Below are 18,341 nucleotides of genomic sequence, written 5' to 3'. Positions count from 1 at the left end.
TCAGCGTGCTTCGATAACTTTGAAGCCATTTGCTTCTTCATGTATAAAAATTGTGCGAAAAAGGCTTTTTAACAATATTTCATAAGGGAGGTGGTGGTTTGCAACAAGAAGCAACCGACCTCCCGGTTTTAGATATTTTGCAGCATTTGTGATGAAATGCTTCCCTAATGAAATATCTGTCGTGCATGGTGTGTGAAATGGTGGGTTTGAAATGATGGTGTCGTAAAGGTCTATGATGGGCTCATGAACAATATCATGCCAATAAAAATTAATCGGAATAGGACTTGTAATATGCTTTATATGCTGTTTGGCTGCTTCTAAAGCATTATAGTCTGCTTCATAAAGGTCGAGTGCTGTTAAGCTTTCGCTCATTTCAAGAGCAGAATAAGAAAGAAAGCCCCAGCCAGCACCAAAATCAGCCGTTTTTCCAGAAATAACTTTTGGCATATGACGGACCAGCATAGCAGATCCTGGATCAATACGACCATGAGAAAACATACCAGAAGTGGTTTGAAATTTATTGTCAAAACTAATCGGAAATGAGCGCAAATGTTGGATATTGTCTTGATTTATTTGTTGCGGCACTTGAAGCCAAAATACAAGACCGTGATTTTTGGATAATTTATTGCTGATAGGAATAACTTTTTGAATCCATTTCATCATTGAGACTGCACCAGTGGTCTTTTTTCCACTGATAACAATCCATCCCCCTGGTTTAACATGTGTTAGCAAATCAAGAAAACGGTCTTGATTGAAACAACGATATTTATTTAAGTGTAGAAGTCCACCATCATAATATGTGCAGTTTTTGTTTATTTGGGGGTAGCAACAAAATTTCGCGTCAATAAATTTTAAAAAATCTGGGCGCCAAGAAGTTATAATTTCAAGATTTTGTATCCATTGTCTGTCAGGGACTTCAGTGATACCAAAACCCAGCCAACATTGGTCTGGGTTAGGGAGGGAGAGGTCATAGTTTTTAAAGGGTAAAAACAGTGACACATTTAACTCTTTCAAAGAGAAATATTATTCCAACATTGTAAACGACATTTTACTTTATGATAAAAAAGAAGATCAATCTTCTTTTTTCCTATTATGACGCTTTTTCTCAGATTTATTCTTTTCATCAGGATTTTGTTCTTTTTCTGTTTTTATCAAGTCATCCTGGGGTATTTCTTTTCCAGTTTGTTGGTCGACAACTTTCATCGATAACCGGATTTTACCACGTTCATCAAAACCCATTAATTGAACCCAAACCTTATCTCCTTCTTTAACAACATCGGTTGTTTTTGCAACGCGTTTCGATGCGAGCTGAGAAATATGAACGAGCCCATCATGTGAGCCAAAAAAGTTTATAAATGCACCAAATTCTGTAGTTTTGACAACTGTTCCTTGATAGATGGTACCGACTTCAGGTTCATCAACGATTGAATGAATCCAACTTTTAGCAGTTTCAATGGATTTAGTATCAGGAGAAGCAATTTTAATCGTTCCATCATCTTCAATGTTGATTTTTGCTCCAGTTTGTTCGACAATTTCTCGGATAACTTTACCACCAGAGCCGATAACTTCGCGGATTTTTTCTACGGGAATGGTCATCATTTCGATACGCGGAGAAAATTCGCTGAGCTCAGTACGTGCATCGGTTAAGGCTTTTGCCATTTCGTTGAGAATATGGTTTCGGCCATCTTTAGCCTGCTCAAGAGCAATTTTCATAATATCTTCAGTGATACCGTCAATTTTTATATCCATTTGCAAGGAGGTAATACCATTTTTTGTACCTGCTACTTTGAAGTCCATATCACCAAGATGATCTTCGTCACCCAAAATATCGGAAAGAATAACAAAGCGTTCACCTTCTTTAATTAAACCCATTGCAATACCAGCAACAGGACGTGCTAAAGGAACACCAGCATCCATGAGCGCGAGTGAAGTGCCGCAAACAGTTGCCATTGAAGAAGACCCATTTGATTCAGTAATTTCCGATACGACACGAATAGTGTAGGGGAAAGCTTCTTTTGTTGGCAACATAGGATGAATAGCACGCCATGCCAACTTGCCGTGACCAATTTCACGGCGGCCAGGAGAAGAAAGACGTCCTGTTTCACCTACTGAAAAGGGGGGGAAATTGTAATGGAGTAAGAATGTTTCTTTACATACACCTGTTAATAAATCGACATATTGTTCATCTTCGCTGGTTCCTAATGTTGCCACAACAAGTGCTTGTGTTTCACCGCGGGTAAATAATGCTGATCCATGTGTACGAGGTAAAATACCAACTTCTGACTGAATTGGACGTACGGTCGAAAGATCGCGTCCATCAATGCGTTTTCCAGTGTCAAGAATATTCCAGCGAACAATTTTTGCTTGTAACCGTTTGAAAACAGTTGCGATTTTATCTGCAGTTAGCTCGCAATTTACTTCCATTTCTGGCGCAAACTTGCTGAGGATTTCTGTTTTGATGGCATCAATCGCATCATAACGTTGCTGTTTATCAGTGATAGTATAAGCTTTTCGTAGATCTTTTTCGATCATTTTAAGCATAGTTTTTTCTAAGTCAGAGAAGTCTTCGGGGATAAACTCGCGTGGTTCTTTTGCAGCAACTTCAGCAAGCTGAATGATTGCATCAATCACCGGTTGAAAGCCTTTTTGACCAAATGTGATTGCACCCAACATGACTTCTTCAGATAATTCATGTGCTTCTGATTCAACCATTAAGACGGCATTCTCTGTTCCAGCAACCACAAGATCAAGTTTTGACTCGGGCATTTCATCAAGAGTAGGATTGAGGACATAGTGCCCATTACAATAGCCAACGCGAGCACCAGCAATAGGACCCATGAAAGGAATTCCTGACAAGGTCAATGCAGCAGAAGCTGCAATCATAGAGAGAATATCAGGATTATTTTCTAGGTCATGCTGTATAACGGAAACAATAACTTGCGTGTCGTTTTTATAATCATCAACAAAGAGAGGACGGATCGGACGATCAATTAAACGTGAAATTAAAGTTTCATTTTCACTCGGACGGCTTTCACGTTTAAAATAACCACCAGGTATTTTGCCAACGGCATAAGTTTTTTCTTGATAATTAACGGTGAGTGGAAAAAAGTCTTGATCTGGTTTTGGAGCTTTGGCTGAAACAACAGTTGCTAAAACTACGGTTTCGCCGTAGGTAGCGACAACTGCACCATCAGCTTGGCGTGCAACTCTTCCTGTTTCGATGGTGAGCGGCCGGCCGGCCCACTCAATTTCTACCTTATGGGTTTTAAACATTTTTTATCCTTAATAGCCAGGTGTTCGCATTGACTCGGTGCACACATTCTGATTCTATGTGTTATGTTTTTAAAGCAGTGGGCAAGATCAACAAAATGCGTTTGTTTTTCACAAGGGGAGAAGCACATTACAATTTAAACACAAGGTTATTGGTAACTTTGCCACATGACAATTTCCTATTAGCTTTCGGCTGAAAGCAATGAACTGAAATCAAGAGGGTAGTTTTTGTAAAACAAAAACATATACCCACTTTTTTAACGGCGTAGGCCTAATTTTTCGATAAGCACCTGGTAACGACTATGATTAACTTCTTTAAGGTAATCAAGAAGGCGACGACGTTGAGAAACCATCTTTAAAAGACCACGACGAGAATGGTTATCTTTTTTATGAGATTTGAAGTGATTGGTCAAATTAGAAATACGCTCAGAAAGAACAGCAACTTGCACTTCTGGTGATCCTGTGTCACCAGCTTTGGTTGCGTATTCTGTAATAAGCTCTTGTTTACGTTCAGCTGTAATCGACATCGTGTAATCCTTTCAAACAATGAAGAAACAAAATCACCCGTAGCCGAGATGTCGTTCAGCAGGGGTCGTTAGGTCACAAGAGGAGCAAAAATTCTCACTCACTGTGACCACTTATATAGGAAAGAAAATTAAAATGCTAGTCTTTGTGAGAAAACCTTAAAGATCTTCTTGAGCAAAATGTTACCAACATGGGAGGGATTATTATTTTTATAATCATTGTGCTACAAAAGCTGATGCACAAAAGTGCATAATATCTTAATCGATTAGTGTATCCAGTGATACAAGATTGCGCGTAATTGAGCAGCATAAATAATACCACAACATAACCACAGTTGATGATTCATTATAGAGATTTTACAGACCAATAATCTTTAAAGTGTACATTTGAATGCGAAGTAATGAGGATGGATTTATCTTATGTGTTGGTTATAAAAACTATTTTTTGAAGCTATCTTAGGATAGAAATTTATAAAGTAGTAAAAATTCGTTTTGGCTTGAATTGATTTTGATCAATAGTGCCTATAGCAAGCAGTTGGGCTTTATAGGTTACACAGATATCAATATTACTCGTTGGCATGTTTTGATCACATAAGAGGATTGAATTTCCCATTCTAACACGCTGTGCTTGAATTTGGTTAAGGGTATAATGAGCAAGACACTTTAATGCAACATCTGTTTCAATTAATAATCCATCAAGTGTAGAGAAATTTTGCTTGAGAGGTATACAATTTTCATCTGTTGTGTTTTCGTGTGGTATTGCAGCTTTTAATGCATCCCATGTAATGAGATCATTTTCACAAAAAGGCGCGACTGCAGTACGGCGTAAATCAGCAATATACCCATAACAACCAAGATCATGTCCCATATCGCGTGCTAAGGAGCGCACGTAGGTTCCTTTTCCGCATGTCATTTCAAAGATGGAATATCCTTGATCTGTTGTTCCAATGAGTTCAAGGGAATCAATTTTTACTTGGCGGGGTGGAATTTCGAAAATTTCACCTTCACGTGCTAGATCATAGGCACGGTTGCCGGCAATTTTGATCGCAGAGAATTGTGGTGGGGTTTGCAAAATAACACCCGTATATTTAGGTAAAAGAGCAAAGATTTCCTCCTGTGTTGGTCGTTTAGAGGATGTTTTAGTCACCACTCCTTCTAGATCATCTGTAGAGCGTTCTTCTCCCCAAGCTACATGAAAATGGTAGGTTTTTGTTCCTTCCATAACATAAGGAACAGTTTTGGTTGCTTCTCCCAATGCAATAGGGAGTAAACCAGAAGCAAGCGGATCAAGTGTTCCTGCATGTCCTGCTTTTTGTGCATTAAAGAGCCGTTTGATTTTTGAGACGGCTTCTGTTGATTTCATTGCTTTTGGTTTATCAAGAATAACCCAGCCAGAAATAGAACGACCTTTTTTTTTAGATTGCCGTGACATATTTTAATCTTCAGGCTTATGATGATGAAGATCGCGTGCTACTTCAGGTAAGCGAAGTAAAGCATCAATTTTTGAAAAATTATCGAAACTATTATCAAGCCGAAAACGTAATTCAGGCATATATTTCATTTGCCGCAATGAAGAACTGATTTCTCCACGGATAAAGCGACTGTGTTTATTCAAAACTTTAATGAGAGTAGCACGAGAAATGTCATCAACAGTATTCAGAAATGAAACAAAGCAAGTAGCAATTTTTAAGTCTGGTGACATGCGTACTTCAGAGACAGAAAAAACAACATCTTTCAAAGCATCATCAAGCAAAATACCTCGCTGTAGCATATGAGCCAACGCATGGCGAACTTGTTCTCCTACTCTTAGTTGCCGTTGAGATAAATCTGCATGTTTCATTGAAATTATTACCTTTGCTGCAATTTCTGTTCCCTTTTTCATTGTAAAAGAAGAAGCATAAAGACATTAAATTAGATCCAATAGCTTTCCTTATTTTACAGAAAAGAAAGCTATTGGGTAATTTTATAATGTTCGATTAACATGCTCAACTCGAAAGATTTCAATGGTATCGCCTGCACGCATATCTTCATATTTTTCAAATGCTATTCCACACTCTTGACCAATTTGCACTTCATTGACTTCATCTTTGAAACGCTTGAGTGTTTTAAGTTTTCCTTCATGAATAACAATATTATCCCGGATAAGACGAACACCAGCTCCTCGTTCTATTTTACCTTCTGTGACTTGACAGCCTGCAACTTTTCCAATTTTTGTAATGTTAAAGATTTCTAGAATTTCAGCATTACCAAGGAAAGTTTCGCGTTTCTCTGGTGAAAGCAACCCTGACATAGCTGCTTTGATATCATCAACAAGGTCATAAATGATATTATAATAACGAATCTCAATTCCTTGTGTTTCAGCTAAATCACGTACTTGTTTATTGGCTCGAACATTAAAGCCAATAACAACAGAATTAGAGGTTTCAGCGAGAGAAATATCACTTTCAGTAATACCTCCAGCACCAGAATGAACGATGCGTGTCTGCACTTCCTCATTTCCTAATTTTTCTAATGCTGCAGTAATCGCTTCTATAGATCCTTGAACATCTCCTTTAATGATGAGTGAAAACTCTTTAACGCCAACAGTTTGTAGTTTGGTCATCATCTGTTCAAGAGAACTACGAGAGCCAGTTTTGCGGGCTGCAGCTTTATCACGTGCTAATCTTTGGCGATATTCAGCAATTTCACGTGCTTTTGCTTCGTGAGCTACAACAGCAAAGCGGTCACCCGCTTGTGGTGTACCTTGCATACCCAAAATTTCAACTGGTGTAGAAGGACTTGCTGTTTTGATGTGGTTGCCATGATCATCAATCAAAGCACGAATACGTCCCCATTCATTGCCAGCAACGATAATGTCAGAAAGATGCAATGTACCTTTTTGAACAAGAACAGTTGCAACCGATCCACGTCCTTGATCGAGTTTTGCCTCGATAACTATACCATCTGCGGTTCGTTCTGAATCCGCTTTCAGATCAAGAATTTCAGCTTGCAGGAGAATAGCTTCAAGAAGTTTATCAAGGTTTTGACCAGTTTTTGCAGAAACTTCAACTTCTAAAGTTTCCCCACCCATGGTTTCGACAAAGACTTCGTGTTGCAAAAGTTCTGTACGCACTTTTTGTGCATCAGCAGTTGGTTTATCAATTTTATTGATAGCGACAATAATAGGCACATTAGCAGCTTTTGCATGATTAATTGATTCAATTGTTTGCGGCATGACACTGTCATCAGCAGCGACGACCAAAACGGCAATATCGGTAATTTGAGCACCACGAGCACGCATAGCTGTGAAAGCAGCGTGTCCAGGTGTGTCAATAAAGGTAATCTTTTGTCCATTTTGTTCAACTTGATAAGCACCAATATGCTGTGTAATACCACCTGCTTCACTAGAGACAACATTGGCTTTACGAATAGCGTCAAGAAGAGAGGTTTTTCCATGATCGACATGGCCCATTATTGTTACAATTGGTGGACGTGTTTTCATCTTTTGAGGATCATCATCCACATTAAAGATACCTTCTTCTATATCCGATTCTGAAACACGCTTAACTGTATGACCAAATTCGATAGCAATAAGCTCAGCAATGTCTGCATCAATAACATCACCAGGCTTCATCATTTGTTCTTGTTTCATGAGAAATTTAATAACATCAACAGAGCGTTCAGCCATACGCTGTGCGAGTTCTTGTATAGTGATGGTTTCAGGAAGAATAACTTCCCGAGAAATTTTTTCTCGTGGTTCTTGGTTTTGTGCGCGTTTAAATTTTTCCTGTCGACGACGCATTGCAGCCATTGAGCGGCCACGCGAGTTGCCTTCTTCATCCAGCGCGCTATTAAGGGTGAGTTTTCCACGGCGGCGTTCATCGGTACCTTTTATAATTTTAGGTGCACGTATTTCTGATTTTGAAAGATTAGCACGTCGATTATATTTCTCATCGTCGTCATTTTCATCTGCCTTACGTTTGCTGGCAGCTGTGTTTTTAAGCGTGAGAGCAGCTTCTATCGATTCTATTGGAGAGACTGTAGAGGAAAAAAGAGGCGTTGGTTTTGTAGTATTTGAACTACTTTTTTGTATTTTTTCCTTATGAGTTTTTTGCAAATGCAAACCTTCTTCACTCTCTTTGGCTTGTTTTTCTGCAGCCTGCCTTTCTGCAATTTGTTTTTCTGCAGCTTGTTTACGGATTATCTCGTCTTGGATATGCGCTTCTTCTAATGCACGAAGTCTTGCATCCATTTCAGTTGATGAAAGATTGCTTTGAGCCGTAGGGGTAACAAGCACTGGTTTTTCGATTCGTGGCTTGGAACGCGGGGGTGCTACATGCGGTTTAGTAATTGGTTGTGGCATTTCAGTTTTTTCATCAGGACGCGCAATCTTACGCCGTTTGGTTTCGACAACCACAGCTTTTGTACGACTATGATTAAAATTTTGTTTGACCGTATTTGTTTCTGATCCCGACCGTTTTAGAGTTAGCGTCTTTTTAGCTGTTATTTTGTCATTATTATTTTCACTCATTGCATTTCCTTCACGGCTTTTGCCGTCATCTCATCAAGCTTGTTGCGCTTGTCCTCACGATAGGTGATCAGTTTGTATATTATTTTGATAAATCCGTCTGCAGCCTTTGTATTTAATAAGGCTGCATGTATCACATGATTAGTCCCAAAAGCCATACTCATTTCATCATTTGTAAATAAAGATACGGCTTTTACAGTATGATTTGTTTGTCTTTGTAACGCATGAATAGCTTGTGAAATTTTTTGTATTCCGTTATCTGTTGCTTCTTTTGCATGAAGTACAAGAGCGGCTTGACCAGAACGAATAGCCGCATCAACTTTAGTTGCACCTGTAACTATAGTTCCTGCTTTTCGTGCCATAGAAAGTGCACTAAGAGCTGATTTTAACAAGAGTTTATCCACAATACTAGGAAGGTTTACAGCAACCTCAACATCTGTTTTAAAACTTTTGCTAAAACTTTTGCGTTTGACCGCTTCTTCAATGGTAGCGTAGTGGCTAGAAACCCAAACACCACGCCCAGGTAAATTAGCTTTAAGGTCGGGGACAATTTGATTGTTTGGACCAATAACAAAGCGGATCAGCGTTGTTGCTGAAGCGCTTTTTCTTGTTACAATGCAGGTCCGTTCATTCATTTTAAAGTGTATCCACGTCCGAATTACTGATTTCTTGATTTTCCTCAGGATCTTCTGTGGTAAGATCAGTTTGAGTTATCCAGCCTGCTTGCACACGTGCATATAAAATCATAGCTTCTGCATCAGCACGTGTGATATCAAACGGGGTCAAGATACCAGGAAAATTTTGTGTTTGACCTTTTTTGCGTTCTCGCCAACCAACTAGGTCGTCAACTGCATAGCCTGCAAAATCATCCATTGTTTTGACGCCATCTTCGCCAATGGCAATTAACATAGCATTTGTTATACCAGGAAGTGTTTGCAATTCATCAGCAACGCAGAGACTTTTGCGTTTTTCATCCAGTTCTTTTTCTTTATTTTCTAGATATTCGCGTGCACGTTTTTGAATTTCTGTAGCAATTTCACTATCAAAACCATCGATGGAAGCGATTTCATCAAGGCCAACATAAGCAATTTCTTCAATGGAAGAGAATCCTTCCGAGGCCATCACTTGTCCAACTATTTTATCAACATCTAAGGATTCCATAAATAATTTGCTACGTTCGGTGAATTCTTTTTGACGATTTTCAGATTCTTCTTGTTCTGTTAAGATATCAATGTTCCATCCTGTTAATTGTGAAGCCAAACGAACATTTTGTCCACGCCGACCAATAGCAAGGCTAAGCTGGTCATCAGGAACAACAACTTCAATACGCTCCGCATCCTCATCAAGAATGACTTTCGAAACTTCAGCAGGTTGTAATGCATTCACAACGAATGTTGCAGCATCCGGTGACCAAGGAATAATATCGATTTTTTCACCTTGTAATTCCGCAACAACAGCTTGAACTCGACTTCCTCGCATTCCAACACATGCTCCAACAGGATCAATTGAACCATCGCGTGAGACAACAGCAATTTTGGCACGGGAACCTGGATCACGAGCAACGGATTTAATTTCTATAATACCATCATAAATTTCTGGCACTTCCATGGTAAAGAGCTTTGCCATAAATTGAGGATGTGTACGTGAAAGGAAAATTTGTGGCCCCCGCGGTTCACGATGCACATCATTAACAAAGGCACGGATACGATCTCCATAGTGAAAGGATTCACAAGGGATCAACTCATCACGACGTACAACAGCTTCTCCGCGTCCTAGGTCAACAATGACATTTCCATATTCTACGCGTTTGACTGTACCAGAGATAATTTCACCAACTTTGTTTTTGAATTCTTCAAATTGATGATTGCGTTCTGCATCACGCACTTTTTGCACAATAACTTGTTTGGCCGATTGTGCTGCAATACGCCCAAAGTCCATAGAAGGCAGAAGGTCAAAAATAAAATCACCAATTTTTGCATCTGCTTGGTGTTTTAGCGCGTCAGATAAAGAGATTTCCGTTGTATAATCCTCAACAATGTCAACTATTTGAAGTAAACGTTGTAATTTGATTTCACCTGTTTTCGAATTAATTTCAGCACGGATATTGGTTTCCTGACCATAACGCGAACGTGCTGCTTTCTGAATAGCATCGGCCATTGCAGAAATGACAATTTCACGGTCAATTGACTTTTCGCGTGCAACAGCATCTGCAATTTGCAGAATTTCAAGCCTGTTAGCGCTTATAGCCATCGATTTTCTCCTTTTTTGTGCCACATAATGGGCATTGTTCTATTGATATTAATTGCTAAAATTTATCTCGGATTCTGAAATGTTGAAATCATCTTCAGGAATTAGTTGCTGGCGTAAATTTTTATCTTTTTTTAATGCATCGCGAATAAGTTTATCAGTAAGCACTAAATGCGCATTGGTAATATTAGAAAAAGAGACATACACTGTTTCTTCTTCAGGGGCTGCATCAATATTTAAAATAAAGCCATCTTGAGTAACATTTTCAAGCGCCCCACGAAATTTCCGACGTCCGTTAACTATTGTCCTCGTTTCGATTTTTGCAGTATATCCCTGCCAATGAAAAAAATCCGATTTTCTGACTAGCGGGCGATCAATACCAGGGGATGATATTTCTAAGTGGTATTTACGTTCAATAACATTTTGCACATCAAGAAGTGGAGAGATTGTTTTACTAATAATTTCGCAATCTTCTATTGTCATAGTGCCATCAGCACGTTCAGCCATAATTTGAAGTGTTAAACCATTTAAACCGAGAAGTTTTACACGAACTAAACGATAGCCCAAAGGCTTAAGTAATGGTGCTACGAGAGCGACGACAAGTGCTTCAACTCCATCTTCTTCAAACAGGCGCGGCTCGTCAATATCGTCCATTATTTCAGTTGCATTTATGTACTGCATCAAAACTTCTTTTGTTGGCTTTATAACATTAAAAAAGAGCGGATCCAAACGGCCCACTCTTTATCATAAGATCAAGAATTTTCCCAACTGTACTCTTAAATTCAAAATTTTTCAAGTCATCTGTAACCAAAGCATTTCATCATTTATTTTTTGATAAAAGTGAGATAAGTAGGTACTCTATTTTCACGCAAAGCTTTTGCTTCATAGCGGGTACTTGGCCACAGCGGATAAGGAATTTTCCAATCTTTAGGAGTGTCCGATTGCCATTCAAAGCTAATGTGATTTGTAAAATAGTATAGTGTCCAATTTACATAAGTATCTATATCGCTAGCAAAGCGGAATTTTCCACCCTTTTTAAGAACTCGTGCAAAACGATCAAGATTTTTTACATTGATAAAACGTCTTTTCCAATGCTTTTTTTTAGGCCATGGATCTGGATAGAAAAGGTCTATTCCATTCAGAGATTCTTCTGGTAGCCAATCAAGAAGGTATGTAGCATCATCATCATAAAGCCGAAGATGATTTTGATGTTGCGTATATTTTTCAAGATACATCAACATTTTTGCCATGCCATTGATAAAGGGCTCTACACCGATAAAACCAGTTTGTGGGAAACGTGCCATTTCATGGCATAAATGTTCACCTCCTCCAAAGCCGATTTCAAGTCGGATTTCCTTAACTAGATCGGTAAATAAGGATGTTAGATCTGAGGGTGCAGGCTTATTTAGATCGATATTAAGAATGGGAAGAAGTGTCTTTATGGATGTAAGTTGGTTACTACGAAGCTGTTTCCCTTGTCGGCGACCAAAAAAGGCTTTATCTATACATGGTTTATGAGCAATCATGATTTTCTATCGTTGCTTTGAGAGCTTCAATCAAATCGGTTTTTTCCCATGAGAATGAACCATCCTGTTCTGGTTTACGCCCAAAATGACCATAAGCCGCTGTTTTTGTGTAAATGGGCTTATTGAGTCCAAGATGTTTTCGAATACCTGTTGGCGAAAGGTCCATTATTTTGCTGATTGCAGCCTCGACAATTTTTTCATCTACTTTTCCTGTGCCATGAAGATTAAGATAAACGGATAAAGGTTGCGCAACGCCAATAGCATAAGAAAGTTGAATAGTGCATCGTTCTGCTAAGTCTGCTGCTACAATATTTTTAGCTAGATATCTTGCAGCATAAGCTGCAGAACGGTCAACTTTTGTTGTGTCTTTACCTGAAAAAGCCCCGCCGCCGTGAGGTGCTGCACCACCATAGGTATCAACAATAATTTTGCGTCCGGTCAGTCCTGCGTCGCTTTGAGGACCGCCAATAACAAATTTTCCTGTTGGATTAATGTACCAACTACAGTGATCAGAAATAGGAATATCTTGTAAGGCCTTACGAATATAGGGTTCAACCACTGTGCGGACTTTATTTGAATCCCAACGTTCATCCAAGTGTTGTGTCGAAAGAACAATCGATGTTACTTCTGCAGGTTTTCCATTTATATAGCGTATTGTTATTTGGCTTTTGGCATCTGGTCCCAGTTTTCCAGTTTCTCCCTCTTTCTTATGACGAGCCACAGCGAGATACTCTAAAATTTTATGTGCATAATAAATTGGTGCAGGCATGAGATCTGGGGTTTCACGGCAAGCGTATCCAAACATAATGCCTTGATCTCCTGCTCCTTCTCCACTCTGATAATCGTCAGTAGCGTTATCGACTCCTCGTGCGATATCAGCTGATTGCGGACGCAAAAGAACATCAATTTTAACAGTTTTCCAATGGAAGCCTATTTGTTCATAGCCAATTGCACGAATGGCGCGGCGTGCAACTGTTCGAAAACGGGTAGGATTAATAACAGGGGTACCGGTTTTATCAAGTATAAACTCCCCATTTTTATCTTTTTTTAAAAGCGTATCAGGAACACGTATCTCACCAGCAATGACAACGCGGTTTACACTTACTAAAGTTTCACAAGCAACGCGAACAAACCATGGATCAGTGCCTGTTTTCTCAGCTTCTTTATAGATCATATCAACGATTTCATCAGAAATACGATCGCAAATTTTGTCAGGGTGTCCTTCTGATACCGATTCACTTGTAAAAAGATAACTTTGACGCGGCATAAGAGCTCCCTTAAAAGAAAACTGATACTCTACAGATAACATTTTCCCCTATTTGCCAATCTTATGGCAAATCGTCAATGCTGATCAATAAGGTGATATGAAAGAAAAAATAAATTTTTACTTTTATAATTTGTTTGTCTGATCTTCTTCAGAAAGAGCCTTGGCCAAATCAATAATTTTGCGACGCACTTTAGCATCTAGTATATTGGTGAAAGCACGCATTAATTGGATCCCTTCATTACTGGAGCAAAAGTCCATAAAATTGCTATCGCTCTCAGCAAAACTCTCTTCAGGTTGATTATTAATGCCTTTATCAAAAAAATAAGAAACAGGGACATCCATAATTTCTGCAATTGCCTGAAGACGACTCGCGCCAACACGATTTGTGCCTTTTTCGTATTTTTGGATTTGCTGAAAAGTAATCCCTAATTGTTCACCTAATTTTTCTTGGGTGAGACCCAACATGTTACGACGCAAACGAATACGGGTTCCAACATAAATATCTATTGGATCAGGTTTTTTTCTAGTTTCGGTCATAATGCAACTCTTTTATTTTCAGCGCTTTGTTTCCAAACCAATATTAGGTGCACGTGAGGTCAGTTTATCATAAATTAAGATAGCATGTAATACTCTTCCCTGGCGTTACTGGTACGCATAACATGACATTTGTACATAAGAACTCAATCATTAAAGTTGTTTTGCAGAACCAAAACTAATGCGGCACAATAACATAAGAATGAATAAGATGAAAGTAGAGAATATTCTGCACTCATTGTCCCATATTGGGATGATTGGTGATGGAATTGGCGAATCAAGAGAGCCAATAACATTTAGTTTAAGAGAGGAAATGATTCGTCCATAAGGATCAATTACAGCAGATATTCCATTATTGGCTGCTCGTATGAGAGGGATGCCTAGTTCAACAGCACGTAATTGTGCTTGTTGCAAATGTTGATAGGGGCCGGGTGTTACACCAAACCATGCATCATTTGTAACATTAATAATAGCTTGAGGGGGAGAGCCTTTGAAAGTCATTTCATTAGGAAATATAACTTCATAGCAAATGAGTGGAAGATAAGAAAATCCATTAGGCATAGTAACAGTTTTTCTTACAGTAGATGCACTATATCCACTCATAGTGTTAGCAATGGCATGCAATCCAATTTTATTCAATAAACTTTGATAAGGGATATATTCGCCAAAAGGAACCAGATGAAGTTTATCGGAAGTATTAAAAATATTGCCTTCTGAATCGATAACTTGAATTGTATTAAAATAGTTTATTGAGGCGTTAGAGGAGCTAGTGCGTACGGCACCGACAATAGCTGCTTGTTGTGATTTGAGAAGAGAGGCGATTTGCTTTGTAATAGCAGAAATATCATTTAGAATATAAGGAACAGATGTTTCTGGCCACACGATAAAGTCAGGTTCTGGGGTTTTGTTATTTGTCTGTGTTCTGCTTAAATTCAGATGAGTTTCAAATATATTTTCTTGTGTAGCACTGTTTAATTTTTTGCTTTGTTGAATAGAGGGTTGGACGATGCGTACCCAGTAGCTACTGTTTTGATAATCCGCTATATTGGGTGCTGTATCTAAACGGTAAAATCCAAAGCTACTATGGATTAACATAAGAAAGAAACAAAAAAAAAGCGCTCCGCGTTTTTTTTCATTTGTTAATAAAACAGTAGGTAAACTGTAATCTAGAACGGCAAGAATATTCATTCCATAAAGCCCTATGATAGCATTTGATTGCATAAGCATTGGGGTTGGCATGGCTGTGTAAGCGATGGAATTCCAGGGGAATCCTGTAAATAGGGTAGCGCGCAACCATTCTGCTAATCCTACCGCAAAAGCCAATACAAAGAAACGTGCTATTCCTTTTGTCCATAATAAGCTAACAAGTAATCCAGCAAGAAACCAATAAAGAGCAAGGCAAGCAGGAAGACCAAAAATAGCGAATGGGATGACCCAAGCAAAAGCAATCGGATCTACCAGCAAGGCATTGCTTAGCCACCAAAGGCTAAAAACAAAATAACCGAAGCCAAAATTCCCACAGGTAAGTGCACTTGTTAAAAGACGTGTTTTTTTGTTTTGAATGGTGTTTATTGCATCAAGTAAAACAACAAAAACAGGGAAGGTTAAAAAGCTGATAGGGGTCAGAAAAAAGGGTGGGAGCGCAAAAGCCGTAAGACCACCGCATAAAAAGGCACATATTTGCCGTTTCCAACCGGTGACAGAAAGCAGGAAAGATGTAAACTTTTTAAAAAGTACATCGCTATTCTTTTGGCGTAGAATTTTCTTTAAAGTTGTCATTTTCTGAAATGCGAACGATACGTAATCGTTTAATTCGGCGTTTATCGGCTTCTAGAATACGGCATCGGTAACCAGGGACAGCTTCGATGATTTCACCTTTTGAAGGAATACGATCAAGAACAGAAACAATTAAACCACCAATGGTATCGACTTCATCACCGTATTCCCCTACGATGAAATCAGGACCAAGAGCTTTTTCTACATCTTCCAGTTTAGTTCTTGCATCAACAAGCCATTTATTATCAGGTTCACGCACAATAGCATTATCAACACTGTCATGCTCATCTTCAATATCACCAACGACGAGCTCGACAATATCTTCCATAGAAACTAAACCATCCGTGCCACCGTGTTCATCAATGACTAAAGCCATTTGCGTTCGTGTCATTTGCATACGCGTTAATAATTGTTTTGCAAGCATAGAACTAGGAACAAATAAAACAGTTCGAACCAGGTCTAACTCACCAATTGGACGGCTTAAATGTGTGTGGTTTAACTGAAGTGCACTACTGGATTTTTGCCCATTGTGAACTTCTCTGGTAATAAAGCGGGTCATATAGTTCAAAATATCGCGAATATGAATCATGCCTCGAGGATCATCTAAAGTTTCAACGTAAACAGGCATACGAGAATGACCAATTCTTTCAAAACACTCAAAAGCTTCTCCAAGAGGGGTATTTATGTCCAATGCTTCAATTTCAGAACGCGGAATCATAATATCATCAACACGTGTTTCACGCAGGCGTAAAATATTGTGCAGCATGATGCTTTCTTCAGATGAGAAGAGTGCTGTGCCATTTTCATTATCAGCAGCGAGTGCATCGATGAGGTTATTATGCAGAGACGTATGGTTGCGTCCATGCAAAAATGAAAATAAGTAGGTTAGTAAGGAATTTTTTTCTGTATGGCTTGTTTGTTGAGGATGAGACCTTTCAATACTAGAAGATGTTTGACTGCTATTTTGTGTATTCACTTTCTCCGCCATAATCTTAAAATCTTCTAAACTTTCTTTATTGTAATAGATGTACGAAATTCTCTAAACTTTAAAGTTGTAATATTGATCCTTAAAAGTCACTCTTGTATCATTTTAAAGTAGCTCAGTATAGGGATTTTTTATTGCTATCTTTTGTAGAATTTCTTTTTCTAGCTCTTCCATTTGATAGGCTTCATCGTCTGTTTCATGATCATAACCAAGGAGGTGAAGGATGCCATGAACAATCATATGTGTTAAATGATCATGGAATGATTTTCCTTCTTCCTCAGCTTCATACACAATTGTTTCTCTTGCAAGGACAATGTCACCAAGCATTGGTCCAGGATTTTGTCCAGCTTTAAGAGGAAAAGCAGGAAAAGATAAAACATTAGTGGGTTTGTTTTTATTGCGCCATTGTGTATTAATTTGTGCCATGCGCATATTATTCGTAAACAGTAAACTAAGCTCGCTTGTCACTTGAGTTAATGAAAGACGATCGATTGTAGCGATTAGTGCTTTTTCGGTAATAGTATACAATATTTTTTCATCACCCCATTCAGCATTTTCAATAGTCATATTAATAGAAATCATGATAAATTTAAATCATTTTGTTGATGGAAACATGAGGGTGATATGTTTGTCTTTGTTCATTCGAGTCTCGATCATAAGCGTTAACAATAGAAGCAACAAGAGGATGGCGTACGACATCTTTTTCATCAAAGCGAACAATCGCAATATTCTCTATATTTGAGAGAATATGTGTTGCTTCCACTAAACCTGATTTTTGCCCTCTGGGAAGATCAATTTGGCTGACATCACCTGTTATAATCATTCGGGATCCTTCTCCAAAACGTGTGAGGAACATCTTCATTTGCATGGGAGTGGTATTTTGCGCTTCATCAAGGATAATCGCTGAGTGAGCAAGTGTTCGCCCGCGCATGAAGGCAAGAGGAGCAATTTCTATGATTCCAGAAGCGAGAACACGTTCCACTTTTTCAGCAGGCATCATATCATAAAGGGCATCATAAAGTGGCCGTAAATAGGGGTCTACTTTTTCCTTAAGATCACCAGGAAGAAAACCGAGATGTTCTCCAGCTTCAACGGCAGGGCGAGAGAGAATAATCCGCTCAATGATACCGCGCTCTAGGAGCATTGCAGCATGGGCAACAGCAAGGTATGTTTTGCCAGTTCCTGCTGGACCTATAGCAAAAATAAGTTCAGCGTTTTCCATAGCTCGCATATAATAATCCTGCGTTGGGGTACGAGCGTGGATTGTTGTTTTGTAAGTACTTAATCGCGCAGGCACACGTTTTGTTGCAGATTGAGTTGTTTGCGGAAATTTTTGCTGTTCATTTGGCAAATTTGCCATAACAATTGCACTTTCTGTATCTGATAAAGTAAGTTCTTGACGTGTTTTAGCAAGTTCACAAAGCTGGTCGAGTACGCATTGTGCATGTTTTGCAGCTTTAGCTTCCCCACGGATTAAAACTGTGTTACCGCGTGAATGAATATCAAGCCCAAGTCTTTTTTCAATGTAGGAGAGATTTTCATCAAAGGCTCCAAAAATTATTTTTGCGTAGTGATTGTCTTCAAAAGCCAAAACAATATGATCAATATTTTTTGAGTTAATTTTTTCAAAAATATTCATATTTACAAAGGAAGAACTTCTTTTCTTTTTGGTATTTCTTAGTTTTTCGGTTGATATTTTCAACCT

At 38.7% G+C, this 18,341-nt stretch carries 16 protein-coding genes; all 16 read right to left on the bottom strand.

Going from position 1 to position 18,341, the window contains the following annotated elements:
* Positions 1-999, bottom strand: coding sequence for a class I SAM-dependent methyltransferase (locus BARBAKC583_RS06130; RefSeq protein WP_005767995.1), 999 nt, complete (start codon positions 997-999; stop codon positions 1-3).
* A gap of 72 nt (positions 1,000-1,071) precedes the next feature.
* Entirely contained in the window at positions 1,072-3,273 is a 2,202-nt protein-coding gene (pnp, locus tag BARBAKC583_RS06125) for a polyribonucleotide nucleotidyltransferase (protein WP_005767993.1), read from the bottom strand.
* 254 nt (positions 3,274-3,527) lie between these two features.
* Positions 3,528-3,797: a 30S ribosomal protein S15 gene (gene rpsO / locus BARBAKC583_RS06120; protein WP_005767991.1), complete on the bottom strand. Its 270-nt coding sequence runs from the start codon at positions 3,795-3,797 to the stop codon at positions 3,528-3,530.
* A 466-nt stretch (positions 3,798-4,263) separates the two neighbouring features.
* Positions 4,264-5,226: a tRNA pseudouridine(55) synthase TruB gene (truB, locus tag BARBAKC583_RS06115; RefSeq protein WP_005767988.1), complete on the bottom strand. Its 963-nt coding sequence runs from the start codon at positions 5,224-5,226 to the stop codon at positions 4,264-4,266.
* Between the two features lie 3 nt (positions 5,227-5,229).
* Positions 5,230-5,634, bottom strand: coding sequence for a 30S ribosome-binding factor RbfA (rbfA, locus tag BARBAKC583_RS06110; RefSeq protein ID WP_005767985.1), 405 nt, complete (start codon positions 5,632-5,634; stop codon positions 5,230-5,232).
* A 123-nt stretch (positions 5,635-5,757) separates the two neighbouring features.
* Positions 5,758-8,304, bottom strand: a complete 2,547-nt coding sequence (gene infB, locus BARBAKC583_RS06105) for a translation initiation factor IF-2 (RefSeq protein ID WP_005767983.1) — start codon at positions 8,302-8,304, stop codon at positions 5,758-5,760.
* Positions 8,301-8,936, bottom strand: coding sequence for an RNA-binding protein (locus BARBAKC583_RS06100; protein ID WP_005767982.1), 636 nt, complete (start codon positions 8,934-8,936; stop codon positions 8,301-8,303). The genes infB and BARBAKC583_RS06100 overlap by 4 nt, the downstream gene beginning before the upstream one ends.
* A gap of 1 nt (position 8,937) precedes the next feature.
* Positions 8,938-10,551, bottom strand: a complete 1,614-nt coding sequence (nusA, locus tag BARBAKC583_RS06095; protein WP_005767980.1) for a transcription termination factor NusA — start codon at positions 10,549-10,551, stop codon at positions 8,938-8,940.
* 48 nt (positions 10,552-10,599) lie between these two features.
* Positions 10,600-11,229, bottom strand: coding sequence for a ribosome maturation factor RimP (gene rimP / locus BARBAKC583_RS06090; RefSeq protein ID WP_011807434.1), 630 nt, complete (start codon positions 11,227-11,229; stop codon positions 10,600-10,602).
* Between the two features lie 143 nt (positions 11,230-11,372).
* Positions 11,373-12,074 (bottom strand): tRNA (guanine(46)-N(7))-methyltransferase TrmB, encoded by a 702-nt coding sequence (trmB, locus tag BARBAKC583_RS06085; protein ID WP_005767976.1) that lies wholly within the window; start codon positions 12,072-12,074, stop codon positions 11,373-11,375.
* Positions 12,061-13,341, bottom strand: coding sequence for a methionine adenosyltransferase (gene metK, locus BARBAKC583_RS06080; RefSeq protein WP_011807433.1), 1,281 nt, complete (start codon positions 13,339-13,341; stop codon positions 12,061-12,063). The genes trmB and metK overlap by 14 nt, the downstream gene beginning before the upstream one ends.
* A 123-nt stretch (positions 13,342-13,464) precedes the next feature.
* Positions 13,465-13,878: a helix-turn-helix domain-containing protein gene (locus BARBAKC583_RS06075; RefSeq protein ID WP_005767971.1), complete on the bottom strand. Its 414-nt coding sequence runs from the start codon at positions 13,876-13,878 to the stop codon at positions 13,465-13,467.
* A gap of 150 nt (positions 13,879-14,028) precedes the next feature.
* The gene (gene lnt / locus BARBAKC583_RS06070; protein ID WP_005767968.1) at positions 14,029-15,654 is read right to left on the bottom strand and encodes an apolipoprotein N-acyltransferase; all 1,626 of its coding nucleotides are present in this window, start codon (positions 15,652-15,654) and stop codon (positions 14,029-14,031) included.
* Positions 15,617-16,639: a hemolysin family protein gene (locus BARBAKC583_RS06065; protein ID WP_005767965.1), complete on the bottom strand. Its 1,023-nt coding sequence runs from the start codon at positions 16,637-16,639 to the stop codon at positions 15,617-15,619. The genes lnt and BARBAKC583_RS06065 overlap by 38 nt, the downstream gene beginning before the upstream one ends.
* A gap of 102 nt (positions 16,640-16,741) precedes the next feature.
* Entirely contained in the window at positions 16,742-17,218 is a 477-nt protein-coding gene (gene ybeY, locus BARBAKC583_RS06060) for an rRNA maturation RNase YbeY (RefSeq protein ID WP_005767962.1), read from the bottom strand.
* Positions 17,219-17,225: 7 nt separating this feature from the next.
* Positions 17,226-18,338: a PhoH family protein gene (locus BARBAKC583_RS06055; RefSeq protein ID WP_011807432.1), complete on the bottom strand. Its 1,113-nt coding sequence runs from the start codon at positions 18,336-18,338 to the stop codon at positions 17,226-17,228.
* Positions 18,339-18,341 lie beyond the last annotated feature (3 nt).

The organism is Bartonella bacilliformis KC583 (genome assembly GCF_000015445.1).
In the GTDB taxonomy this organism is placed as follows: domain Bacteria; phylum Pseudomonadota; class Alphaproteobacteria; order Rhizobiales; family Rhizobiaceae; genus Bartonella; species Bartonella bacilliformis.
The sequence above is the reverse complement of the archived record's forward strand: the minus strand, read 5'-3'. Positions and strand labels throughout refer to the sequence as shown.

Coding starts and splice junctions, on each gene's coding strand:
- pnp (WP_005767993.1), bottom strand. CDS start 3,273: ATGTTTAAAACCCATAAGGTAGAAATTGAGTGGGCCGGCCGGCCGCTC.
- rpsO (WP_005767991.1), bottom strand. CDS start 3,797: ATGTCGATTACAGCTGAACGTAAACAAGAGCTTATTACAGAATACGCA.
- truB (WP_005767988.1), bottom strand. CDS start 5,226: ATGTCACGGCAATCTAAAAAAAAAGGTCGTTCTATTTCTGGCTGGGTT.
- rbfA (WP_005767985.1), bottom strand. CDS start 5,634: ATGAAACATGCAGATTTATCTCAACGGCAACTAAGAGTAGGAGAACAA.
- infB (WP_005767983.1), bottom strand. CDS start 8,304: ATGAGTGAAAATAATAATGACAAAATAACAGCTAAAAAGACGCTAACT.
- BARBAKC583_RS06100 (WP_005767982.1), bottom strand. CDS start 8,936: ATGAATGAACGGACCTGCATTGTAACAAGAAAAAGCGCTTCAGCAACA.
- nusA (WP_005767980.1), bottom strand. CDS start 10,551: ATGGCTATAAGCGCTAACAGGCTTGAAATTCTGCAAATTGCAGATGCT.
- rimP (WP_011807434.1), bottom strand. CDS start 11,229: ATGCAGTACATAAATGCAACTGAAATAATGGACGATATTGACGAGCCG.
- trmB (WP_005767976.1), bottom strand. CDS start 12,074: ATGATTGCTCATAAACCATGTATAGATAAAGCCTTTTTTGGTCGCCGA.
- metK (WP_011807433.1), bottom strand. CDS start 13,341: ATGCCGCGTCAAAGTTATCTTTTTACAAGTGAATCGGTATCAGAAGGA.
- BARBAKC583_RS06075 (WP_005767971.1), bottom strand. CDS start 13,878: ATGACCGAAACTAGAAAAAAACCTGATCCAATAGATATTTATGTTGGA.
- lnt (WP_005767968.1), bottom strand. CDS start 15,654: ATGACAACTTTAAAGAAAATTCTACGCCAAAAGAATAGCGATGTACTT.
- BARBAKC583_RS06065 (WP_005767965.1), bottom strand. CDS start 16,639: ATGGCGGAGAAAGTGAATACACAAAATAGCAGTCAAACATCTTCTAGT.
- ybeY (WP_005767962.1), bottom strand. CDS start 17,218: ATGATTTCTATTAATATGACTATTGAAAATGCTGAATGGGGTGATGAA.